Here is a 15,785-nt window from a genome sequence, read left to right as displayed (position 1 = left end):
GACAAAGTTACCAAGGTTGATGAACCATTTCATGCAAGTTTGCAGGAGGGACACCCTCGGACTGCACCATAGCAACGCACTCTTTGACTCGCTCACGGATCAGGGCACGTTCAAATTCTGCAACGACGCCAAGCATCGACAGAAGAAGGTTTCCATCGATGACTAGTCACTGTTGAACAACAGTCTTTCTTTGTGGAACTGAACCTGAACGCCACGCCCGATAAGGTTTTTGAGGATACTGAGCAGGTAAAACAATGGGTTAATAATTTCCGCCTGATTTTTTTTGGTATTAGCTCAACTCAATTTTGGCGTGGCATGCACTACTTCAGCAAATAGGGGTTGTGTCATCACAGTCAGCGGATTTTTGTTAAGTCCAGTCCCCAGTCCCTCATTAAGATGCCTGCCGACTGCTGGCTTACAGGAGACACTGCCCAAAGCCATTCCTTGATTGCAGGCGCGACTCCTGGATCCACTGGGACCCGTTCTCTTGGCCCAGCGCAATATGTCACTCGCCGTTAATACGGTATGACCTTGAGGATATGTCGTTGAAGGGAATGCACCCGCACCCGCTATACACGATGTTTGACAGATGAGTTTGCCTTTACGCGATAAGGTGATGTGATGGAGCGAAGCAAATTGCTGCCCATAAATAGCAGGATTTTTACTTGCACAAAAGCTTTGCCAGGCCGTTTGATACGTCACCTGACCCAGCTTCAAGTAGGAGGCTGAGAGCGCTGGGATCAATCTTGATGCGCATATCGATGTAGCGTTGTGCAGAAAATTCTGCATAGCTTAGCCATCTGTAGCGGAATTTCTTGCCAAAAAGATTATTTGCTATAGCAGTGAAGATTTCTACCACTGAGCTGCCATCTCTAGCGATTGCAAAAAGCCACTTGTCTTGCAGATGGACATTAGCTCGAATCTCCCCAAAATTACTGGAAACTACAGGGGCGGTTTCAATGGTACTAGTTTTAACTTCAAATGTTGCTATCCAATCTAGCAGATGACTGAGTTTATAACGGATTGGCGCCGTCTTGCCGTTCCCCATTTTGATGAAAGGGGGGCCTTTAATCTCTTTGCGACCTTCTCGAAGAGCTGCAAGCCATTTTGGAGAGACGCCCAACATTTTTGCAGCGACATCCGGTGGAAGCAAACACTCTTCAAGGCTCACTGAAAGATTTTTTGTGATTGTTTCTGCGGTAAAGGATGGGGCTTTGGCCATTTTTGCAGGGAGCCTATAAGGAGCCTGAAATTCCAAGCGCTGAATGCAACAAGAGCCTGGCAGAAGCCAAGCTCTTGATTTACCACTAAAATAAGTGGTAGGGCGTGACAGATTCGAACTGTCGACCTACGGATTAAGAGTCCGCGCAAAACGGGGTTTATTGGTGTTGATTGAGATTCTCAACTAGCCTGAAACCCTTGCAAATGCTGGATTCTTCTGAAATACCCTTTTCACTTGTGTTGCTTTGTGTTGATAGATATACTCATATTTTTCCTACACAGAGCCTACACGGGAGAGCGAGCGATGGCAAAGGTTAAATTCACGGCTGGCCGAGTGGCTGGTTTCAAGTGCGAAGATGGCAAGAGTCAGGCATTTTTATGGTGCGCTAATTCGCCCGGTTTGGCAGTTCGGGCAACGGGCACAGGTGCGAAGGCTTACATCTTCCAAAGCCGTGTCGATGGAAATCCGTTACGCATGACCATAGGCGACGTGAAGACATGGGGAATTGACGCGGCACAGGTTGAGGCACGCCGACTGCAAACGCTGATAGACAACGGCGACGACCCGCGCCAGATAAAGACCGACAAGCGCGAGGCAGGGAAGGCCGCCGCCGCTGCGCAGTCCGCCAAAGCCCTGCGCGAGTCCGTGACCTTGGCCGACGCATGGCCGGCGTACCTTACTGACCGGGTGGCACTGGCTGACTACTACGCCACAGCAAAAGACCATGAAGCTAAGTTTGCGCCACACTTGCTTGAACAAGGGATAGCATTCAGAAGGAATGGACTACCCTTTGACGCTGCTAAATATTTCAAATAATGAACCCTGAAGAGCCGCATATCTATTGGCTTTCAGAGCATAGATTTACCGCTTAAAGCCGCGCCTATCTCGACGGAGAGAAAACCGGGAATCCTCAACCTGGCTGGCGTGGCTCCCACTTTTGAGGCGTACCAGAGGAATACCCATGAAAACCCTAAAGCCATACCTGACAATCAGCGAAGCCGCCGCCGCGCTATCCAAAAGCAGCGATGTGCCTTTGACCGACCGCGATGTATTCGACCTTGTGGCCGCCCGGAGAATCACCTTGCTCGCCAGATTCAACGAGCCATATCCTGCGCAGCTGGCGACCGTCACCCCTTCAGAAAATCCAGACCTGAGCGAGCGTGTGGATTATGGCGACTCCCTGCCCGGTGGTGTCCGTGGCGTGTTCCCGCTCTGGCTTGGAGCGTTCGACCGGCCCTTCGTCAATTCAACCGGGGAATTCCAGAGTGAGCACGGATGCCTTCATTTTGGAACGGCCAAGCAGGGAACGCTGATTGTGATTGAAGCCGCAACGCTGCCGCCCGGTGCTGAATGGTTGGTTTCCTGCGATGCCTTGAGGGAGTTGTTGAAATGACTACCTTGAGCGATGTTTTCAGGAACGCCGAAAACCGAGGGGCTGATTGTCGGAGATTGATTGTCGAGGATATTCTCTGTGGCGATATGCCTGCAACGGTCACTCAAACAATCGACCCAAACCATACCGCGCCGCCCGGTGCCGATGTGTCGACGATGTTGCGCAACGCTCTGCGAAAAGAACCATGCCGAGAGGTTAAGACCCCAGTTACCGACCTGAAGGAATACCGCGATGCTTTGGACAAGATAGCAATCGGTGGCGCTATTGACTGGCCACTGATGAAAAAAATTGAGGTTGAAGAACTGGCTGCCGATGGTTCGGTGGAGGAACTGAAGGCCGAGACGCCCGCCGCCTTGCTTGTCGGAATACCCTCTGCTGAAATTATCGAAAAATTCCATCTTACTGATGAATGGAGCGAGAAATTAAGGAAGCCAGGAAGCTACAAATACTTATTGCCAGCGATGGCGCAACGTGGTCAACGCGGGGGCGACGCGCACCGATGGAACCCGGCAAAGTTCGGCGCAATACTGGTTGAGAAAAAAGAGCGCAAACAATATGCGGTTTCATCTGTGATTTTTCACAAGTTCGCAGCATGGGGCGATGAGTGGCAAGCCATTTTAGACGCGACCTAAAAGGGCATTTGCTGAGTTTTTCAAAAGGGCAGATTTAATAACAAACCCTTGCTGCCACTGGCTTTATAAAGGGCAGTCAAATGGGTAAAAACCATGCCCTTTAGATAGTTCTATTCGCTGACGTTGCCTCATATCGGAGCAATGCAGTTTTCCACCTGGAGAACATGCGAATGGAAACTGTAACCCCTCAGAAGTACACATTGAGCGCCGAGCAATTCGCCGCCCTCAATCAAGTAGTGGCGCAATCTGTCCGAGCGCGTCTGTGCAGGACTGGTTCCTATTTCGGAGTGCGCCCGGTCAAGTTGGCAAATGGCCGTCTGGCATTCCCGAATGTGCAGGTGGCAAAATGAACGCCTCCAAACTCTCCAAGTTCGCCCGTTCAGTTGGTGCCGAATTCGCCGCCAATGTTGCCGCCGGTCTTACCCAGTGTCACGCGCCAGAAGAAAAAGCCGCTGTGATTTTTGACGCTCTGAACGGCATGGCTGTGTTCGGAAAGAAGTTCCGCGCCGATGTGCATGACGGTTTTTCATCCTCGATTCTCCAAGCACTTGAGGCAGCAAGCCCGTTCGGAATCGGTGGCTAACATGGACAAGAAAACGCCCGACCTTCCCGAAGGAAAACCGAGCGCCGCCGCGAAGCGTTCTGATTATAGCCAATTCGAGATCACGCTGAGGCACGTTCGAATCCTTGTTGCTTTGAACGTTCGCAGCCAGAAGCGAGAGCAAATTGACCGCATAGCCGGAGCATCGAACGGGCCGGACGAAATACTGAGACTTCGCAAGAAACTTGATATCGAAATTCCCTGCGTTCGCATTCCAGCGTTCGACCGCGACGGCAAAGACATTAAGCAGGGCGTCTATTCATTGACCGCCGCCGATGGCCGCAAGATCAGCAAATTCTGGGCAGGGCGCAAAGCCTGGCTTGAGTCACGCCAAAAAGGGAGCGTATCCCCCGACATGATCCTCGGAATGTGCGTTTGGCTTTCAGGGCTTGTAATGGGTTCAGGACTGAACGCGCTGTGGAGGCTCCTGTGAAAAAGGACAATCTGATATTTGCCGCCAGCCTTGAAGCCGCGTTCGAGTCCGTTTCTATGGCGTTTCCAGCCAGGCCGATGTCACCCGGCAAGTTCGTACGGTTCGGCGACGGCAACAAGCAAGGCGACAAAGCCTGTTTCTGCAAAATCTTTCCCGATGGCACAGGCGCGACGTTCGGATCAAACAGGCAAGGGACTTCATACGTCTGGCAACAACGCGATGTTGATGCCCCTGTGCCGAGTCAAAAAGACCGTGAAGCCCTACGCGAAAAACATGCTGCACTTCGCATTCAGGACGAGATAGACACGGCCAAGCGACACGCAGAGGCCGCGCTAAGGGCGGAATCTATTTGGCGAGAGTCTGCCGACCTCAAGCCGGATCACCCGTACATCGTCAAAAAAGGGATCACGCCCTACGGTGCGAAACTTGACAAGGACGGTTCGATTGTCATACCGATTTATGGCACGGACGGTGAAATTCAGAGCCTGCAATTTATCCGAATCGACGAGCAGAAAAGATTCCTCATTGGCGCAAAGTCGAAAGGTGGCAGGTTCTTCATTGGCGAGCCGGTCAACGGGAATTTGCTGATTGTTGCCGAAGGTTGGGCGACCGCTTGTTCAATTCACGAATCGACCGGCGCAACGGTGGTAGTCGCTTTTTCAGGATCAAACATGGCCGTGGTTGCCGCCGCCCTTCGTCGCCAATATCCAGACAGTGAAATTCTTATTGCTGGCGACCTCGACTCAAGCGGTATCGGGTTGAGGTACGCGACCGCCGGCGCCGCTGCCGGATCACCCGCAAGGGTGGTTCTTCCGGCCTTCGCAGATGGCCGGGGCAGTGGAGATTTTAACGACCTGCACCAAGCTGAAAACCTCGACGCAGTGCGCTACTTGCTGACGGACAGGCCAGTTCAGAAGCAGCCATTGGAACTGGCACCGTACTACGCGCCTCTGTTGCCTCAGGTTGATAGCAGGGACGGTACAGCGAATTCCAGGCCGCTTACCGAATACGGCAATGCGCAACGCCTGTCCGATGAGTACGGGGAAAATTTACGCTACTGCTACGACGTTTTGGCGTGGCTACAGTGGGGCGGGGCATCCTGGACATGGGATACAGGTTCTCAGGTTCGATCAATGGCCGCCAGCCTGCCGAAATCAATTTATCAGGAAGGCGTCAACCACATTGCCGACGCGCCGCACTTTGCGAATTGGGCAAGGGTATCTCAGAAGCTGCGAACGGTATCTGCTGCCGTGAGCCTGCTGTCAGACTTCGCAGAAATACGCCTGCCGATGGCATGTATCGACGCGGATCACTTCACTGTTGGATTCGACCAAGCACGCCAGATTATTAACCTCAAGAACGGCACAACCCGGCCTGCCACTCAATCCGATTACGTCACCAAGGCATTGACCCCGGCGAGTGTTGGAGACGCCTCTAAAGCCGTTCGGTGGATTCAGTTCTTGGATCAGGTATTTGACGGCGACGCTGAGTTAATCGACTGGCTTAAACGGTTCTGCGGATACCTTTTGAGCGGATCAACGAGAGAACAAGTTTTTCTCTTTTGTCACGGATTCGGGGCGAACGGGAAAAGCGTTTTCATTGAACTGCTGAAATTTGTCATGGGAGATTATGCCCGCGCAATTGCCTCGGAGACACTGAGCGAGTCAAAGCGTCAAGCCGGTGGCGCAACTCCAGACTTGGCAAGTTTGATCGGTGCGCGTATGGTGGTTTGCTCAGAAACCGAAGACAACCAAGCGATGGCCGAAAGCCTCGTTAAATCGCTGGTATCTGGCGACTCTATGAGCGTTCGGAAACTCTACTGTGCGCCGATGGAGTTTCAACCTAATTTCAAGCTGCTGTTGTCAGGAAACCACAAGCCGGTAATTCGCGGCAACGACAACGGAATCTGGAGGCGCGTCAGGCTGATACCGTTCAATCGGACTTTCTCGCCAAAAGAAAGAGACCCGGATTTACTCGAAAAGCTGAAATCAGAAGCGCCACATATTCTCAAATGGATGATTGATGGCTGTATCCAGTGGCAGGCGAAAAGTTTGGCCGACACGCCCACCGTCGTGCAGGAGGCGACGGATAGTTACCGAGTGGATCAAGACCTTACCGGACGATGGCTGGATGAATGCACATCGCGTAGCGTGCAGGGTGAGGAATCAACAACCGACCTCTACGCCAATTACAAAACTTGGAGCATCGACAACGGATTAAGACCAGCATCCGCCGTAGCACTTGGAAGGCGATTGAGCGAGCGTGGTTATGTCGCCAGAAAATCTCACGGCAAGCGGTTTTTGTCTGGATTGAGCCTTTCTGATACCCGGCACAATGACTACGCAAGTGCGAAAGGTGGTTACTGAATGACACGGATCAACACCTATCAATCGTTTCGGGGGCAGATGGGGCAGATAGACCCCTGTTTTGAAAAGTTTTCTATGGTTTGGTTATGTGTAAAACTTATGAAAACAGCCCTTCATCTGCCCCATGTGCCCCTTTCGAGTCATTTTCTTTTCTGGCGAGGGTTTTCTGTGGGGTGAAATCGTGACCATTTCGACCTGCCCGACCTGCGGATCAAAGTACCAGAAAGACGAGCCGTGGAAAAAGACATGCCTGAAGTGCTGGCAACGAAAGAAAAGAGCCGAGGAAGGTTCTTCTTCTGGAACGAGTAGCGAACTGCCAAACCATTCTGAGGATGTTCTTCGTTTGCAAATTGAGGTTTTCATCCTGCGCACCGTCAAGCCCGTGGGCATCGAGCCGGACATGCTGAGCCGCTTGGTTCGATTGTGTCACCCGGACAGACACGGGAACAGCGAAGGAAGCACCAAGGCGACCGCGTGGCTGTTGGAGCAACGAGCGTGAGCGCCCCTGAGACTGACTTGTTCGGGGAAGCGATAGAGCTTGGACCGCGCACCAATGACAAGCCCGAAGCCGCTGCAATGGCGGAAGTGTTGCAGGTACTCAGGCATCACCCGCGTGTGGCATTTATCGAAAGGCAAAACACAGGAGCCGCTAAAGTAGGTAAATCGTTTATCAAGTTTGGCTGGCGTGGCTGTTCGGACTTAATCGGCATGATGAAGGATGGCCGGTGGCTGGCTGTCGAAGTCAAAGCGCAAAATCACGTAGCGCAAAATCAAGAAATAGCAAAATTGTTTGAAGGGTATCAAAGAATGTCGATTGAAAAAGTAGATGCCACTGCCAAAAAACAGCGTGGAGGTTTTCGCGCTGGCGGGGGGCGAAAGAAAGGCGTTCCAAACAAAATCACGCGCACCTTGAAGGAGTTGGCAAGCGGCCATATTGAAGCCGCCCTAGCCGCGATTGTCGAAGCGTTCTCAGACCCAGTTACGCCGGTGGCGGTGCGAATTGCCGCAGCGGGAATGCTCCTCGACAGAGCTTGTGGGCGACCCGGTGTTGCGCCTGACGAAAGTACCAACGTGACTTTGGGGAGTGCGACCATTGCCGAGCTTGACGCGTTTCATGCTGAGACAATCGCTAAAACCGAGGCTATGCGGTTGCAGGTTCAGGCCGAGCGCGATGCAGGGTTACGCGGGTAGGAGTCCGTAAAGTTGCGGTGTCCGAAACCAAGCCGCTTGTCTGGCGGTTTTTCTTTGCTGGCGACCGTGGGGTGTCATTGAAACGAATGAGACCGGAAGATGTGCGAGAAACCTCGCTTATCTGGCTGCTTAGGGCGGGCAAGGTTTCCAAGCTTGGAAATGGCCGGAGTTTTCCGAGTCGCTACCGCCCATACCCGGCAAGGTTTCGCATGGTTTCTGAAGCTTGGAAAACGGCATGGTTTTCGGAGCCGGTTCGCCGGTGTTTGCATGGTGCAGAATAGCTGCCTCCATGCCGGTAACGTGTTGATTTGGATTCTCGTTATTTTCCTACACAGGGCCTACATGAAGCCCACAAAGCAAAAGACCCACTCCGAAGAATGGGCCTAAGTGCTTGATATTGTTGGTAGGGCGTGACAGATTCGAACTGTCGACCTACGGATTAAGAGTCCGCTGCTCTACCAGCTGAGCTAACGCCCCACATAAATAATCACTAACTAAGAAACTGCCGGCCGCTGCTGCTTCCTGGTAGGTCGGGCGAGATTCGAACTCGCGACCAACGGATTAAAAGTCCAACAAACAGAGCATTTCAACCGCGTCCATCTTCAAACAAGGCCTGCATTATCAAGGCCTATGGACAACGAGTCAAGAACTGTTGTGACTATTTACCTGCCCAGATAGTGACCAGACAGCCTGCAAAGACCGGAAATGGACCAGAAAAGCCGGAGGCACATCACAGCAATTCCTCCAACTTTGATCACCTATATACCCATACTTCAAAGTTGGAGGATTTGGCTGGGTGCTGGGACTAGCAGTTGCTCAAGGTCAGCGCCAGGAAAGTTCGCTTGTAACAACCTAAACAACTTCATCGAGTCAGAGGTTCTGCCCGCAGAGTTCAACACCAGTGGTTGAGCTTTCGCGCTTCGAGGCTCGCTCGGCTTTGTCGCAAAACCCTCCGTCGTCAGCCATATAGCCAGTGCTTCATAAGTGAAGCCTTTCTTCCGTTTAAGACCCAGTGCTTCCTGGGCATAGGCACGCAGGAACATCCGCCTGAGCACGTCAGATTCAGGCTTAGTACCCCGTCGGTTGATCGTCAGTTCGCCCGCTGCTTTACGCCCAGCCCGGACTTTCTTACCCTCCAATACCTGACAGAACGAATCCCAATCCTCAAGTGTCTTGAGGCAGTTATTTTTCCGCCAGGCATCCAGGCAGTTACGAGCCTGATCGAATTCTTCGACGGTTTTCCAGGGCCGACTGCTCATTGCAATATGATCAATCCCTCTGCTGGCGACCATCAGCATGTGTGGGTCAACCAACTGCCGCTTCAAATCAGGCTCCAGGCTGAGAGCGACAAAGCGCTCGTACTTATAGAGGTCGATGCCCTTTTCCCACTGGTCACGTAGGCTTGGGAACTGGCTAACAACGATCTTCTTGTTGCCGCGTCGATTAAGGTACAGATTGAGCATCTTCTCGTTCTGTGCTGCCTTGTACTCTTCCTTGGTCAGTTCAACCTCGGGATCAATCTTGATCGGTAGCTGAACACCGGCCTTGGCCAAGATGATCGCTTCCGTTTTGGAAACGAGTTCACCTATTTCATTTTTCCCCCGCGAAACGAACGGTTGCCCGGTGAGTTGGCCACGGGTCTTCATGCAGATGACCTGGGCCACCTGATGCTTTATCTCCAACATCTTCCCCTTGGGGTCCAATCGTCGAGTCAGGATATTGAATCGTTGGCAGAGTGGGCCTGAGAGATCAATTTCATCCTCCCGAGCGTTGGTGATGAAACCATCGGTCGTACAACTCAGTACCACGCGATGTTGAGGAATCTTGTTCAGAATCTCAGCCAGTATCGCGCGAATAAATCCCGTTACATGGGCAGCAATCGCCGGGTTGGTTACGGCGGAGGGTTGGAGCCGGACACTACGGGCAAATCGGGTGTCGTAGACCATCTTCTCCCGTAGGGACTGACAAATCTTCCCATAGAGGCCATTGGCGTACAACTTGGCAGCCAGTGACTCCAGCGTATCAACCCCGCCAGCCTCCTTTTTGAGCCGCCTGCGCAAATCCCGTGCTTCTTTGACGAAAGGTTCGAAAGGCCTGAATTGGGGCACCGCACCCTCAGGGTCGTCACCCTTGCGTACCCAGTCATAAAGGACGCCCCAGCGAATCTTGATCTCGCAGCCGAGGTCATGGGCAGTGCGTATCTCCGGTGCTGTCGCATACGCCATGCCTTCCAGCGGGAAGATCAAACCACGACCACCTCGGGAAATGGCAAACACCGGGAACCGGGTAGCTTCAGGATGCTTGAAATCGACCAGCGCATACCCGGCAACATGCTCCAGAAAATCCTCCGTGTTCAGCGAGGGCCTGGGGTTTTCAAAATCAATGAGCGGCAGGTCCAGCAAGCCTGTTGAATACGCGCCCGCCAGATCGTAGTCATACCAATGATCAACAGGGGATGGACCCAACCAGTAACTTTCATTTCGGCCGCCCGCATAACAGTCCGTCAGGAAAGGTTCCTGCATTCGGCGCATCGGTGTTGGCTCCTCAACACGGATCACCTTTTTCAGTCTGAGCGGGGTATTCCAGGCCTCCTTTTTCGTCACATGCAACCCAAAGGCGGGCAGGCGATCAATCGCGTGCTGCTTGAATTTCTTGAGACACCATTTCAGCGCCAAGCCACTGGCCGTAGCAGGCAGTTGTTTCAATCCAACATATCGATCAGCAAACTCTGCCAAACCTAAAGCGTACTTCACTGCAATTTCCGCATCACGCATGGCGTATTGCTTGAAACCTTCAGGATCTTCGCGAAGATACACATCCATGGCTTCAATCGAGTAGGGCTTCGGAATCTTCAGCTTCTTCAACCCGAGCTGCTCGCCGACTTCCCACAGGGCCGTGCCCGGTGCCACATGCGCCGCTACATCGACAAACCGAAGACCAATCTGGGTTGCATCACCCATGTCTCCAGTCACCAACGTCTGCTCGTACATCAAGTTTGCTGACTTCTTCACGGTGGCCGCTTTGCCGGACACGCTATCAATTTCATTCTTGATCGCATAGAAATCGCCCAAAGCGGCGAGGTCAAAACGTAAACCAAAACTGACCACGTAGATAAACCGTGGTGCCTCAGCAATTAACTCCCAGGTGAGCGCATCATCAACCAAGCGTCGCAGGTTAGGAAGTAAACAGGGGCGACCCGCCTGTGTTGGTGCATCAGCCTCGATCAGCCGACTCAGTTGGGGGAGGTATTTATCGCGTTTGTCTTTCTTGTAGGTCACACCAGGCTGTTTTGGCACATACAACTGTATCGTCAGGATGGTGTTGGTTTGGGTACTCTTGTCAAATACCCATTCGGCGTCAAAGCCCACCCACAAAGGCTCGCCTATAGCCTGAACCGGAGCGAAAGGGTCACGATTGATCTCGGCATCCATTTCGGCCAGATCAGCCTGAAATGCGGCTTCAACTTCCAGATCAGCGGCTGCCTCTTCCGCTTCAAAAGCTTCAATGTCAGCCTCGTCCTGGCTCGTCAGGTCGTCATCAATGTCATCTAGTTCGCCATCGATATCTTCATAGTCGTCGGAAGCGACGGATGTTGAGTGCTTGGAAACAGGGGACGTTTCCCAGAGAAATTCAGAGCTGTCAGTGATGTTTTGAGTACCCATACGACAAGGGTAGCAAAATTTGCGCTGACACCATGACTTCAATGGCACAGACGTGAAAAAGCCCTACCTGGGCAGGTAGGGCTTTTCGTATGCTGCTGATGCCGAGCAGCAATTTGTCGTTTTACGCGGTCAGGTGGAGATCTTTGAATTTGGCGTCGTTTCCTTTTTTGCCTTTGCGAACAGGACATCCCAATTGGGTTGAACCCAATCGGCACCCTGGCTTTGCACTTTTTGGATTTCGTCCACGATAATCCGCTGGAGCACTGGGTCAGTCTGCTTGATGTACTCAATAATCTTGTTGAATTCGTTGCGAATAAACACACCCTTATTGTCTACGGGTTTCACAACGTGGATCATTGCAGGGTCTATTGCCGTGCAAGATGGCATCGACATTAGTCGAGGCATTTCGCTATTCATGTTGTTTCCTTAAATTGGTTTGACGGATTGCTGATCTCACCGAGACCAGCCGCGTATATACATTACCCACCACCATTGATATGCGGTGGAATTTGCTGAAGTCATCAACCTTAGGGCGATCTAGGCATCATCGATCGCTTGTCTTAAAGGTAAGCTTTCAGCTTCTGGCCTACCGAGTGGGCGGCCAGGTGCAATCTGTTCTCTTGAGGGGCAAGATATCTCTCTGTGGTCGAAAGTGCCTGGTGTCCGTAGATTTCTTTAAGATCACCAACATTCGCACCTTCTGCCAGAGCCATTGTCCCGAAATGTCTCCGAAAATCATGGCAATGGAGATCCTCAACCCCTGCTTCTTTGAAAAGGGCCTTGAAATGCCGTCCTGGACGGGTCATAGGGCCCTTACTACCTGGGAATAAATATTCCTGGTCTTGCCGATTTCCCAGTTGCTGTATCACGTCCACAGCCTCTGGTGAGAGAGGGACAAATCGACCACGGCCACCTTTGCATCGCGGCAACCACATCGTCGGTTTATCACCCTCAAGGCGGATGTTTTGCCATTGCGCAGACAAGGCTTCATTAAGCCGAACACCCGTCAGCAACAATAACTTGACCAGCAGTTGAAAAATTGGGGGGCGATTAGCAAGGGCGGAAAAAAACCCATTCATCTCACGATCCAGAATAATTCGTCTTCGCTGGTTTTGCTCTCTCAGCATCCTCAACCGCAATGCCGGACTGGAAGAAATTACCCCCCATTCCACAAGCCTGGAAAAGTAAGCCTTCAACAAGGCGGTCACCCGATTCACGGTCGCGTCAGACAAACAGGTCTTGTCTGCCGCCACCGGCTTCAAGTTATCGACCAATCTCTGCAGCTCGCTTTGCCCGACTTTACACAGCGGTATCGCACCGATCACAGGCCGCACATGAACATTGAAACGGCTCTTGTGGTCGGACCAAGATTGAAGATTCTTCTTGATATGACACAGGTACAACTCATCAAAGCCCTGGGAAACGGTCATCATCGCTTCCGAAGGATCGCGTCCAGCGTCAATTTTTCCCCGCATTCCCTCTACAATTACTGCAGCCTGTGTCAGCGACATGTGCTGGGTACGGCCCAGCGTCTTGCTGACCCGCTTTTTAGTGATGGGATGCCGAAATCGATAAACGAAAGACTCTCCGCCCGAGTACGCCACAAGACACAACCCTGGTATACCAACGATGCGCCTTTCACTCTGTTTGGGCTTTGATGGGCTGCTGCCCGCATCCTGACTTGCGTCAGTTTGCAACACAGCAAATCACATTAACCTCCTAAACCTGACCGAATTGTTAAAGAGCAGTGGCTATTGACACCGGGAACAACTCCACTGCTGCTACTGCCGGCACCCGTTGATCAATCACCACAGGACGCACTTTACACTTCTAAAAAAAGCTTTGTGAATATCTTTTTGATTTGTAACGTACTGATTGTTAGCGATTTAAATACTGAATCGAGCGTGTTCCACAGACCCGATAGGCAGGATCGAAGCCCCGTTCCGCCCAAACAACTCCCATGAAGGACTTTCCCCCTCTATTGAAATACGATATGTATAATTGGAATCAAGGTAACAGACGGAATTTAACAAATAAATGACGACAAGAATTTTAAAAGAGTCACCGACCCCGGTTGAAAACGATACCGAACACAGCCAGAAACTGAATTCGCGCCAGAGAGCGCTCCTGAATAATGGATTCCCCAGGATCAACGACACCCAAGAAGAGATTGCCAAACGCGGCTGGTACGGCAAAAGTCTGGAGGAGATCGCAGAGGCATTCGCTCATCAGGAAGGCAAGAGGATCACGCCCAGGATGGTCAGGTATCACTACCAGCAACTGAGCAAGGACAAAAACAATGCAGCTCTACCCCTGAAACGTGGCCGGCGCGCAGGATCACCCAATCGCCATCGGGTAGTCATTCCAGCGCACGACAGTTTGCGAGCGCTAACCCAACTCGTCTGGTCGCTGACAAGATTCTCGATCACCGATATTCACAGACTATATAAAACGGTCGCAGATCAGCAGTCGTGGAAGCTGCCTACCATTCAGTACTTCAGGCACATTGTCAAAGCGCTAGGCATTAGGGGTAAGGCTGAAACCCCATCGCGGAACCTGATGGAACGCCATTCCATCCGTGTCCTGCAGCACCGGATCAAGCCCAGGCAGGGATCACGGAACCAATGGACTGTTTTGGCGGCAATCGAAAACATCACGGGCTTCATCAATCTGCGGATCTTCAAGACAACAGAAGGCGCGCAAGAACTGTCAGCCACAAAAATCGCAGATTTCATCAAGAATACGATCGTCCGACTGGCCTTGCCGATCTACAAAATAGAGATAAACGCGGTGACTTCAGAGATCATGACTGAACTGGTCAGCAAGCTGCCCGATCAGCAGATACAGCAGTGTGTAATCGATACACAGGCCGGATACTCGATTCCAAACAACCTCAGTACCGAAGAAAAGTTCTGCGAATTCTTGTCCAAAGCAGTCAATGGTCACAATGAAAATTGTGGGAAATCGAAGCTAATCGCTGCACGTACGGAGATTTTCGATGAATTTCAACTGGTCACGGAGCGGAAAAGAAGGGGGTGGAGCCAAGCCAGGATCAAGCTCAGGTATCCCGAAACCCCAGACGACCTGTTGACGACGTTCTGCAAAAAACATCTTAAAACGGACGTAGCGGTGAAAAAAAAAGTTCGATTACTTTCGTTGAGGATGCTGAAGCCAATCATGACGTTCTGCAAAAAAAACATCTTGAAACGGACGTAGCGGTGAAAAAAGTTCGGTTACTTTCGTTGAGGATGCTGAAGCCAAGCTAGAAATCCTCCAACTTTGATCACCTATATACCCATACTGCAAAGTTGGAGGTTTTGAGGGTCGTTCGCTTTGATAAAAAAAAAGCCCGACTCCCCGGGCAAAGCAAATTGATCTAGCCCGCCGGAAGCCCACAGGCCAAGGAAATGGAATTCGACACCCACTGACGGGCATCGCGCATTTGAGCCTCCGCCAGTTCAGGACGGGAGCGGTGAGCCACTGGGTTGGCCGCAAGCTTGTCACATTGCTGGCGCAACTCACCGACGAAACTCCGGGCGCGGCGATGGTTCAGGGGAACAAGAATCACTCGCCCGCTGGGAAGCCGGTCTGGTTTCAATTCCCATGCTATATATCCCCCAAGGCGCAATTGAAACCAGTTGGATAATGGACCAGAAAAGCCAGAGGCACATCAAATCCTCCAACTTTGATCACCTATATACCCATACTTCAAAGTTGGAGGTTTTGATGTTCGTTCGCTTTGATAAAAAAAGCCCGACGCCCCCGGGCAAAGCAAACTGACTCAACCCGCCGGAAGCCCACAGGCCAAGGAAATGGCATTCGACACCAACTGACTGGCATCGCGCACCTGAGCCTCCGCCAGAAACGCGTAGCGTGTTGCTGTCAGCGTGCTGGAGCTATGACCGAGCAGTTTCTGCGCCTGCGTGATACTGCCGCCATTGTTGATCAGCAAGGTCGCGGCACTCCGGCGAAGATCGTGAATCTTTAGGTCGGCAATCCCGGCACGGGCCATCACCCGCTTGAAGGCCTTGGTCGGATTGACCAGATGCCCGCCATCCCGTCCCGGAAACACATAGTCCTGCCGTCCGGCGTCAGCGCGTGCCTTCAGAACCTGCAGCGCCACATCATTCAACGGCACCAACCGGGATTTTCCGCTCTTGCTGCGCTGTGCCGGAATGCACCAGACCTGATCATCAAGCGATAATTCGGACCAGGTCAGTTGCAGGCACTTGTTATGGCCCGCTCAAATCCAGACAAACAAACCCGAGCTGGATGAGGATGAGAA

Annotated in this window: 16 protein-coding genes and 2 tRNA genes; 10 read left to right on the top strand and 8 right to left on the bottom strand. The window is 52.1% G+C overall.

Annotation, left to right across the window (positions count from 1 at the left end):
- Nucleotides 1–7: 7 nt before the first annotated feature.
- The 3 genes from ACOYNV_RS20190 to ACOYNV_RS20180 form a co-directional block, all read right to left on the bottom strand.
- Nucleotides 8–142 carry a hypothetical protein gene (locus tag ACOYNV_RS20190; protein ID WP_422901610.1) on the bottom strand — a complete coding sequence of 45 codons (135 nt, stop codon included), beginning with the start codon at nucleotides 140–142 and terminating at the stop codon, nucleotides 8–10.
- Between the two features lie 519 nt (nucleotides 143–661).
- Nucleotides 662–1,222, bottom strand: a complete 561-nt coding sequence (locus tag ACOYNV_RS20185; protein ID WP_422901608.1) for a hypothetical protein — start codon at nucleotides 1,220–1,222, stop codon at nucleotides 662–664.
- Between the two features lie 95 nt (nucleotides 1,223–1,317).
- Nucleotides 1,318–1,420: transfer RNA gene (locus tag ACOYNV_RS20180), tRNA-Lys, on the bottom strand.
- A 105-nt stretch (nucleotides 1,421–1,525) separates the two neighbouring features.
- Here ACOYNV_RS20180 and ACOYNV_RS20175 point away from each other — a divergent pair.
- The 9 genes from ACOYNV_RS20175 (at nucleotide 1,526) to ACOYNV_RS20135 (ending at nucleotide 7,838) form a co-directional block, all read left to right on the top strand.
- Nucleotides 1,526–2,038, top strand: a complete 513-nt coding sequence (locus ACOYNV_RS20175) for an Arm DNA-binding domain-containing protein (protein ID WP_422901607.1) — start codon at nucleotides 1,526–1,528, stop codon at nucleotides 2,036–2,038.
- A 145-nt stretch (nucleotides 2,039–2,183) separates the two neighbouring features.
- Nucleotides 2,184–2,615 carry a hypothetical protein gene (locus ACOYNV_RS20170; protein WP_422901606.1) on the top strand — a complete coding sequence of 144 codons (432 nt, stop codon included), beginning with the start codon at nucleotides 2,184–2,186 and terminating at the stop codon, nucleotides 2,613–2,615.
- On the top strand, nucleotides 2,612–3,247 hold the full coding sequence (locus ACOYNV_RS20165) for a hypothetical protein (protein WP_422901605.1): 636 nt from the start codon (nucleotides 2,612–2,614) through the stop codon (nucleotides 3,245–3,247). Before ACOYNV_RS20170 ends, ACOYNV_RS20165 begins: the two co-directional genes overlap by 4 nt.
- A 170-nt stretch (nucleotides 3,248–3,417) precedes the next feature.
- Entirely contained in the window at nucleotides 3,418–3,597 is a 180-nt protein-coding gene (locus ACOYNV_RS20160; RefSeq protein WP_422901604.1) for a hypothetical protein, read from the top strand.
- Complete coding sequence (locus ACOYNV_RS20155; protein WP_422901603.1) at nucleotides 3,594–3,830, top strand: hypothetical protein; 237 nt, start codon at nucleotides 3,594–3,596, stop codon at nucleotides 3,828–3,830. Before ACOYNV_RS20160 ends, ACOYNV_RS20155 begins: the two co-directional genes overlap by 4 nt.
- 1 nt (nucleotide 3,831) lies before the next feature.
- Complete coding sequence (locus tag ACOYNV_RS20150) at nucleotides 3,832–4,281, top strand: hypothetical protein (RefSeq protein ID WP_422901602.1); 450 nt, start codon at nucleotides 3,832–3,834, stop codon at nucleotides 4,279–4,281.
- Nucleotides 4,278–6,647: a phage/plasmid primase, P4 family gene (locus ACOYNV_RS20145; protein ID WP_422901601.1), complete on the top strand. Its 2,370-nt coding sequence runs from the start codon at nucleotides 4,278–4,280 to the stop codon at nucleotides 6,645–6,647. The genes ACOYNV_RS20150 and ACOYNV_RS20145 overlap by 4 nt, the downstream gene beginning before the upstream one ends.
- A 181-nt stretch (nucleotides 6,648–6,828) precedes the next feature.
- Entirely contained in the window at nucleotides 6,829–7,146 is a 318-nt protein-coding gene (locus ACOYNV_RS20140) for a hypothetical protein (protein ID WP_422901600.1), read from the top strand.
- Nucleotides 7,147–7,163: 17 nt separating this feature from the next.
- Nucleotides 7,164–7,838, top strand: a complete 675-nt coding sequence (locus ACOYNV_RS20135; protein WP_422901599.1) for a hypothetical protein — start codon at nucleotides 7,164–7,166, stop codon at nucleotides 7,836–7,838.
- Nucleotides 7,839–8,239: 401 nt separating this feature from the next.
- On the opposite strand, the gene ACOYNV_RS20130 is transcribed toward ACOYNV_RS20135, so the two are convergent.
- The 4 genes from ACOYNV_RS20130 to ACOYNV_RS20115 all read right to left on the bottom strand — a co-directional run bounded on the left by ACOYNV_RS20130 (nucleotide 8,240) and on the right by ACOYNV_RS20115 (nucleotide 13,200).
- Nucleotides 8,240–8,315, bottom strand: a tRNA-Lys gene (locus ACOYNV_RS20130).
- Between the two features lie 296 nt (nucleotides 8,316–8,611).
- On the bottom strand, nucleotides 8,612–11,500 hold the full coding sequence (locus tag ACOYNV_RS20125) for a hypothetical protein (protein ID WP_422901598.1): 2,889 nt from the start codon (nucleotides 11,498–11,500) through the stop codon (nucleotides 8,612–8,614).
- A gap of 129 nt (nucleotides 11,501–11,629) precedes the next feature.
- The gene (locus ACOYNV_RS20120; protein WP_422901597.1) at nucleotides 11,630–11,917 is read right to left on the bottom strand and encodes a hypothetical protein; all 288 of its coding nucleotides are present in this window, start codon (nucleotides 11,915–11,917) and stop codon (nucleotides 11,630–11,632) included.
- A 143-nt stretch (nucleotides 11,918–12,060) separates the two neighbouring features.
- Nucleotides 12,061–13,200 carry a tyrosine-type recombinase/integrase gene (locus tag ACOYNV_RS20115; RefSeq protein WP_422901596.1) on the bottom strand — a complete coding sequence of 380 codons (1,140 nt, stop codon included), beginning with the start codon at nucleotides 13,198–13,200 and terminating at the stop codon, nucleotides 12,061–12,063.
- 337 nt (nucleotides 13,201–13,537) lie between these two features.
- On the opposite strand from ACOYNV_RS20115, the gene ACOYNV_RS20110 reads away from it, so the two are divergent.
- Nucleotides 13,538–14,716, top strand: coding sequence for a hypothetical protein (locus ACOYNV_RS20110; RefSeq protein ID WP_422901595.1), 1,179 nt, complete (start codon nucleotides 13,538–13,540; stop codon nucleotides 14,714–14,716).
- A 565-nt stretch (nucleotides 14,717–15,281) separates the two neighbouring features.
- On the opposite strand, the gene ACOYNV_RS20105 is transcribed toward ACOYNV_RS20110, so the two are convergent.
- The gene (locus tag ACOYNV_RS20105) at nucleotides 15,282–15,719 is read right to left on the bottom strand and encodes a tyrosine-type recombinase/integrase (protein ID WP_422901609.1); all 438 of its coding nucleotides are present in this window, start codon (nucleotides 15,717–15,719) and stop codon (nucleotides 15,282–15,284) included.
- Between the last annotated feature and the right edge of the window lie 66 nt (nucleotides 15,720–15,785).

It is taken from the genome of Propionivibrio sp., from assembly GCF_049316945.1.
GTDB lineage: Bacteria > Pseudomonadota > Gammaproteobacteria > Burkholderiales > Rhodocyclaceae > Propionivibrio.
This window is presented reverse-complemented; position numbering and strand designations above follow the sequence as displayed.

Excerpts from the sequence above, each read along its gene's own strand:
- ACOYNV_RS20170 (WP_422901606.1), top strand. The coding sequence starts at position 2,184 with ATGAAAACCCTAAAGCCATACCTGACAATCAGCGAAGCCGCCGCCGCG.
- ACOYNV_RS20150 (WP_422901602.1), top strand. The coding sequence starts at position 3,832 with ATGGACAAGAAAACGCCCGACCTTCCCGAAGGAAAACCGAGCGCCGCC.
- ACOYNV_RS20120 (WP_422901597.1), bottom strand. The coding sequence starts at position 11,917 with ATGAATAGCGAAATGCCTCGACTAATGTCGATGCCATCTTGCACGGCA.
- ACOYNV_RS20165 (WP_422901605.1), top strand. The coding sequence starts at position 2,612 with ATGACTACCTTGAGCGATGTTTTCAGGAACGCCGAAAACCGAGGGGCT.
- ACOYNV_RS20175 (WP_422901607.1), top strand. The coding sequence starts at position 1,526 with ATGGCAAAGGTTAAATTCACGGCTGGCCGAGTGGCTGGTTTCAAGTGC.
- ACOYNV_RS20125 (WP_422901598.1), bottom strand. The coding sequence starts at position 11,500 with ATGGGTACTCAAAACATCACTGACAGCTCTGAATTTCTCTGGGAAACG.
- ACOYNV_RS20185 (WP_422901608.1), bottom strand. The coding sequence starts at position 1,222 with ATGGCCAAAGCCCCATCCTTTACCGCAGAAACAATCACAAAAAATCTT.
- ACOYNV_RS20110 (WP_422901595.1), top strand. The coding sequence starts at position 13,538 with ATGACGACAAGAATTTTAAAAGAGTCACCGACCCCGGTTGAAAACGAT.
- ACOYNV_RS20155 (WP_422901603.1), top strand. The coding sequence starts at position 3,594 with ATGAACGCCTCCAAACTCTCCAAGTTCGCCCGTTCAGTTGGTGCCGAA.
- ACOYNV_RS20160 (WP_422901604.1), top strand. The coding sequence starts at position 3,418 with ATGGAAACTGTAACCCCTCAGAAGTACACATTGAGCGCCGAGCAATTC.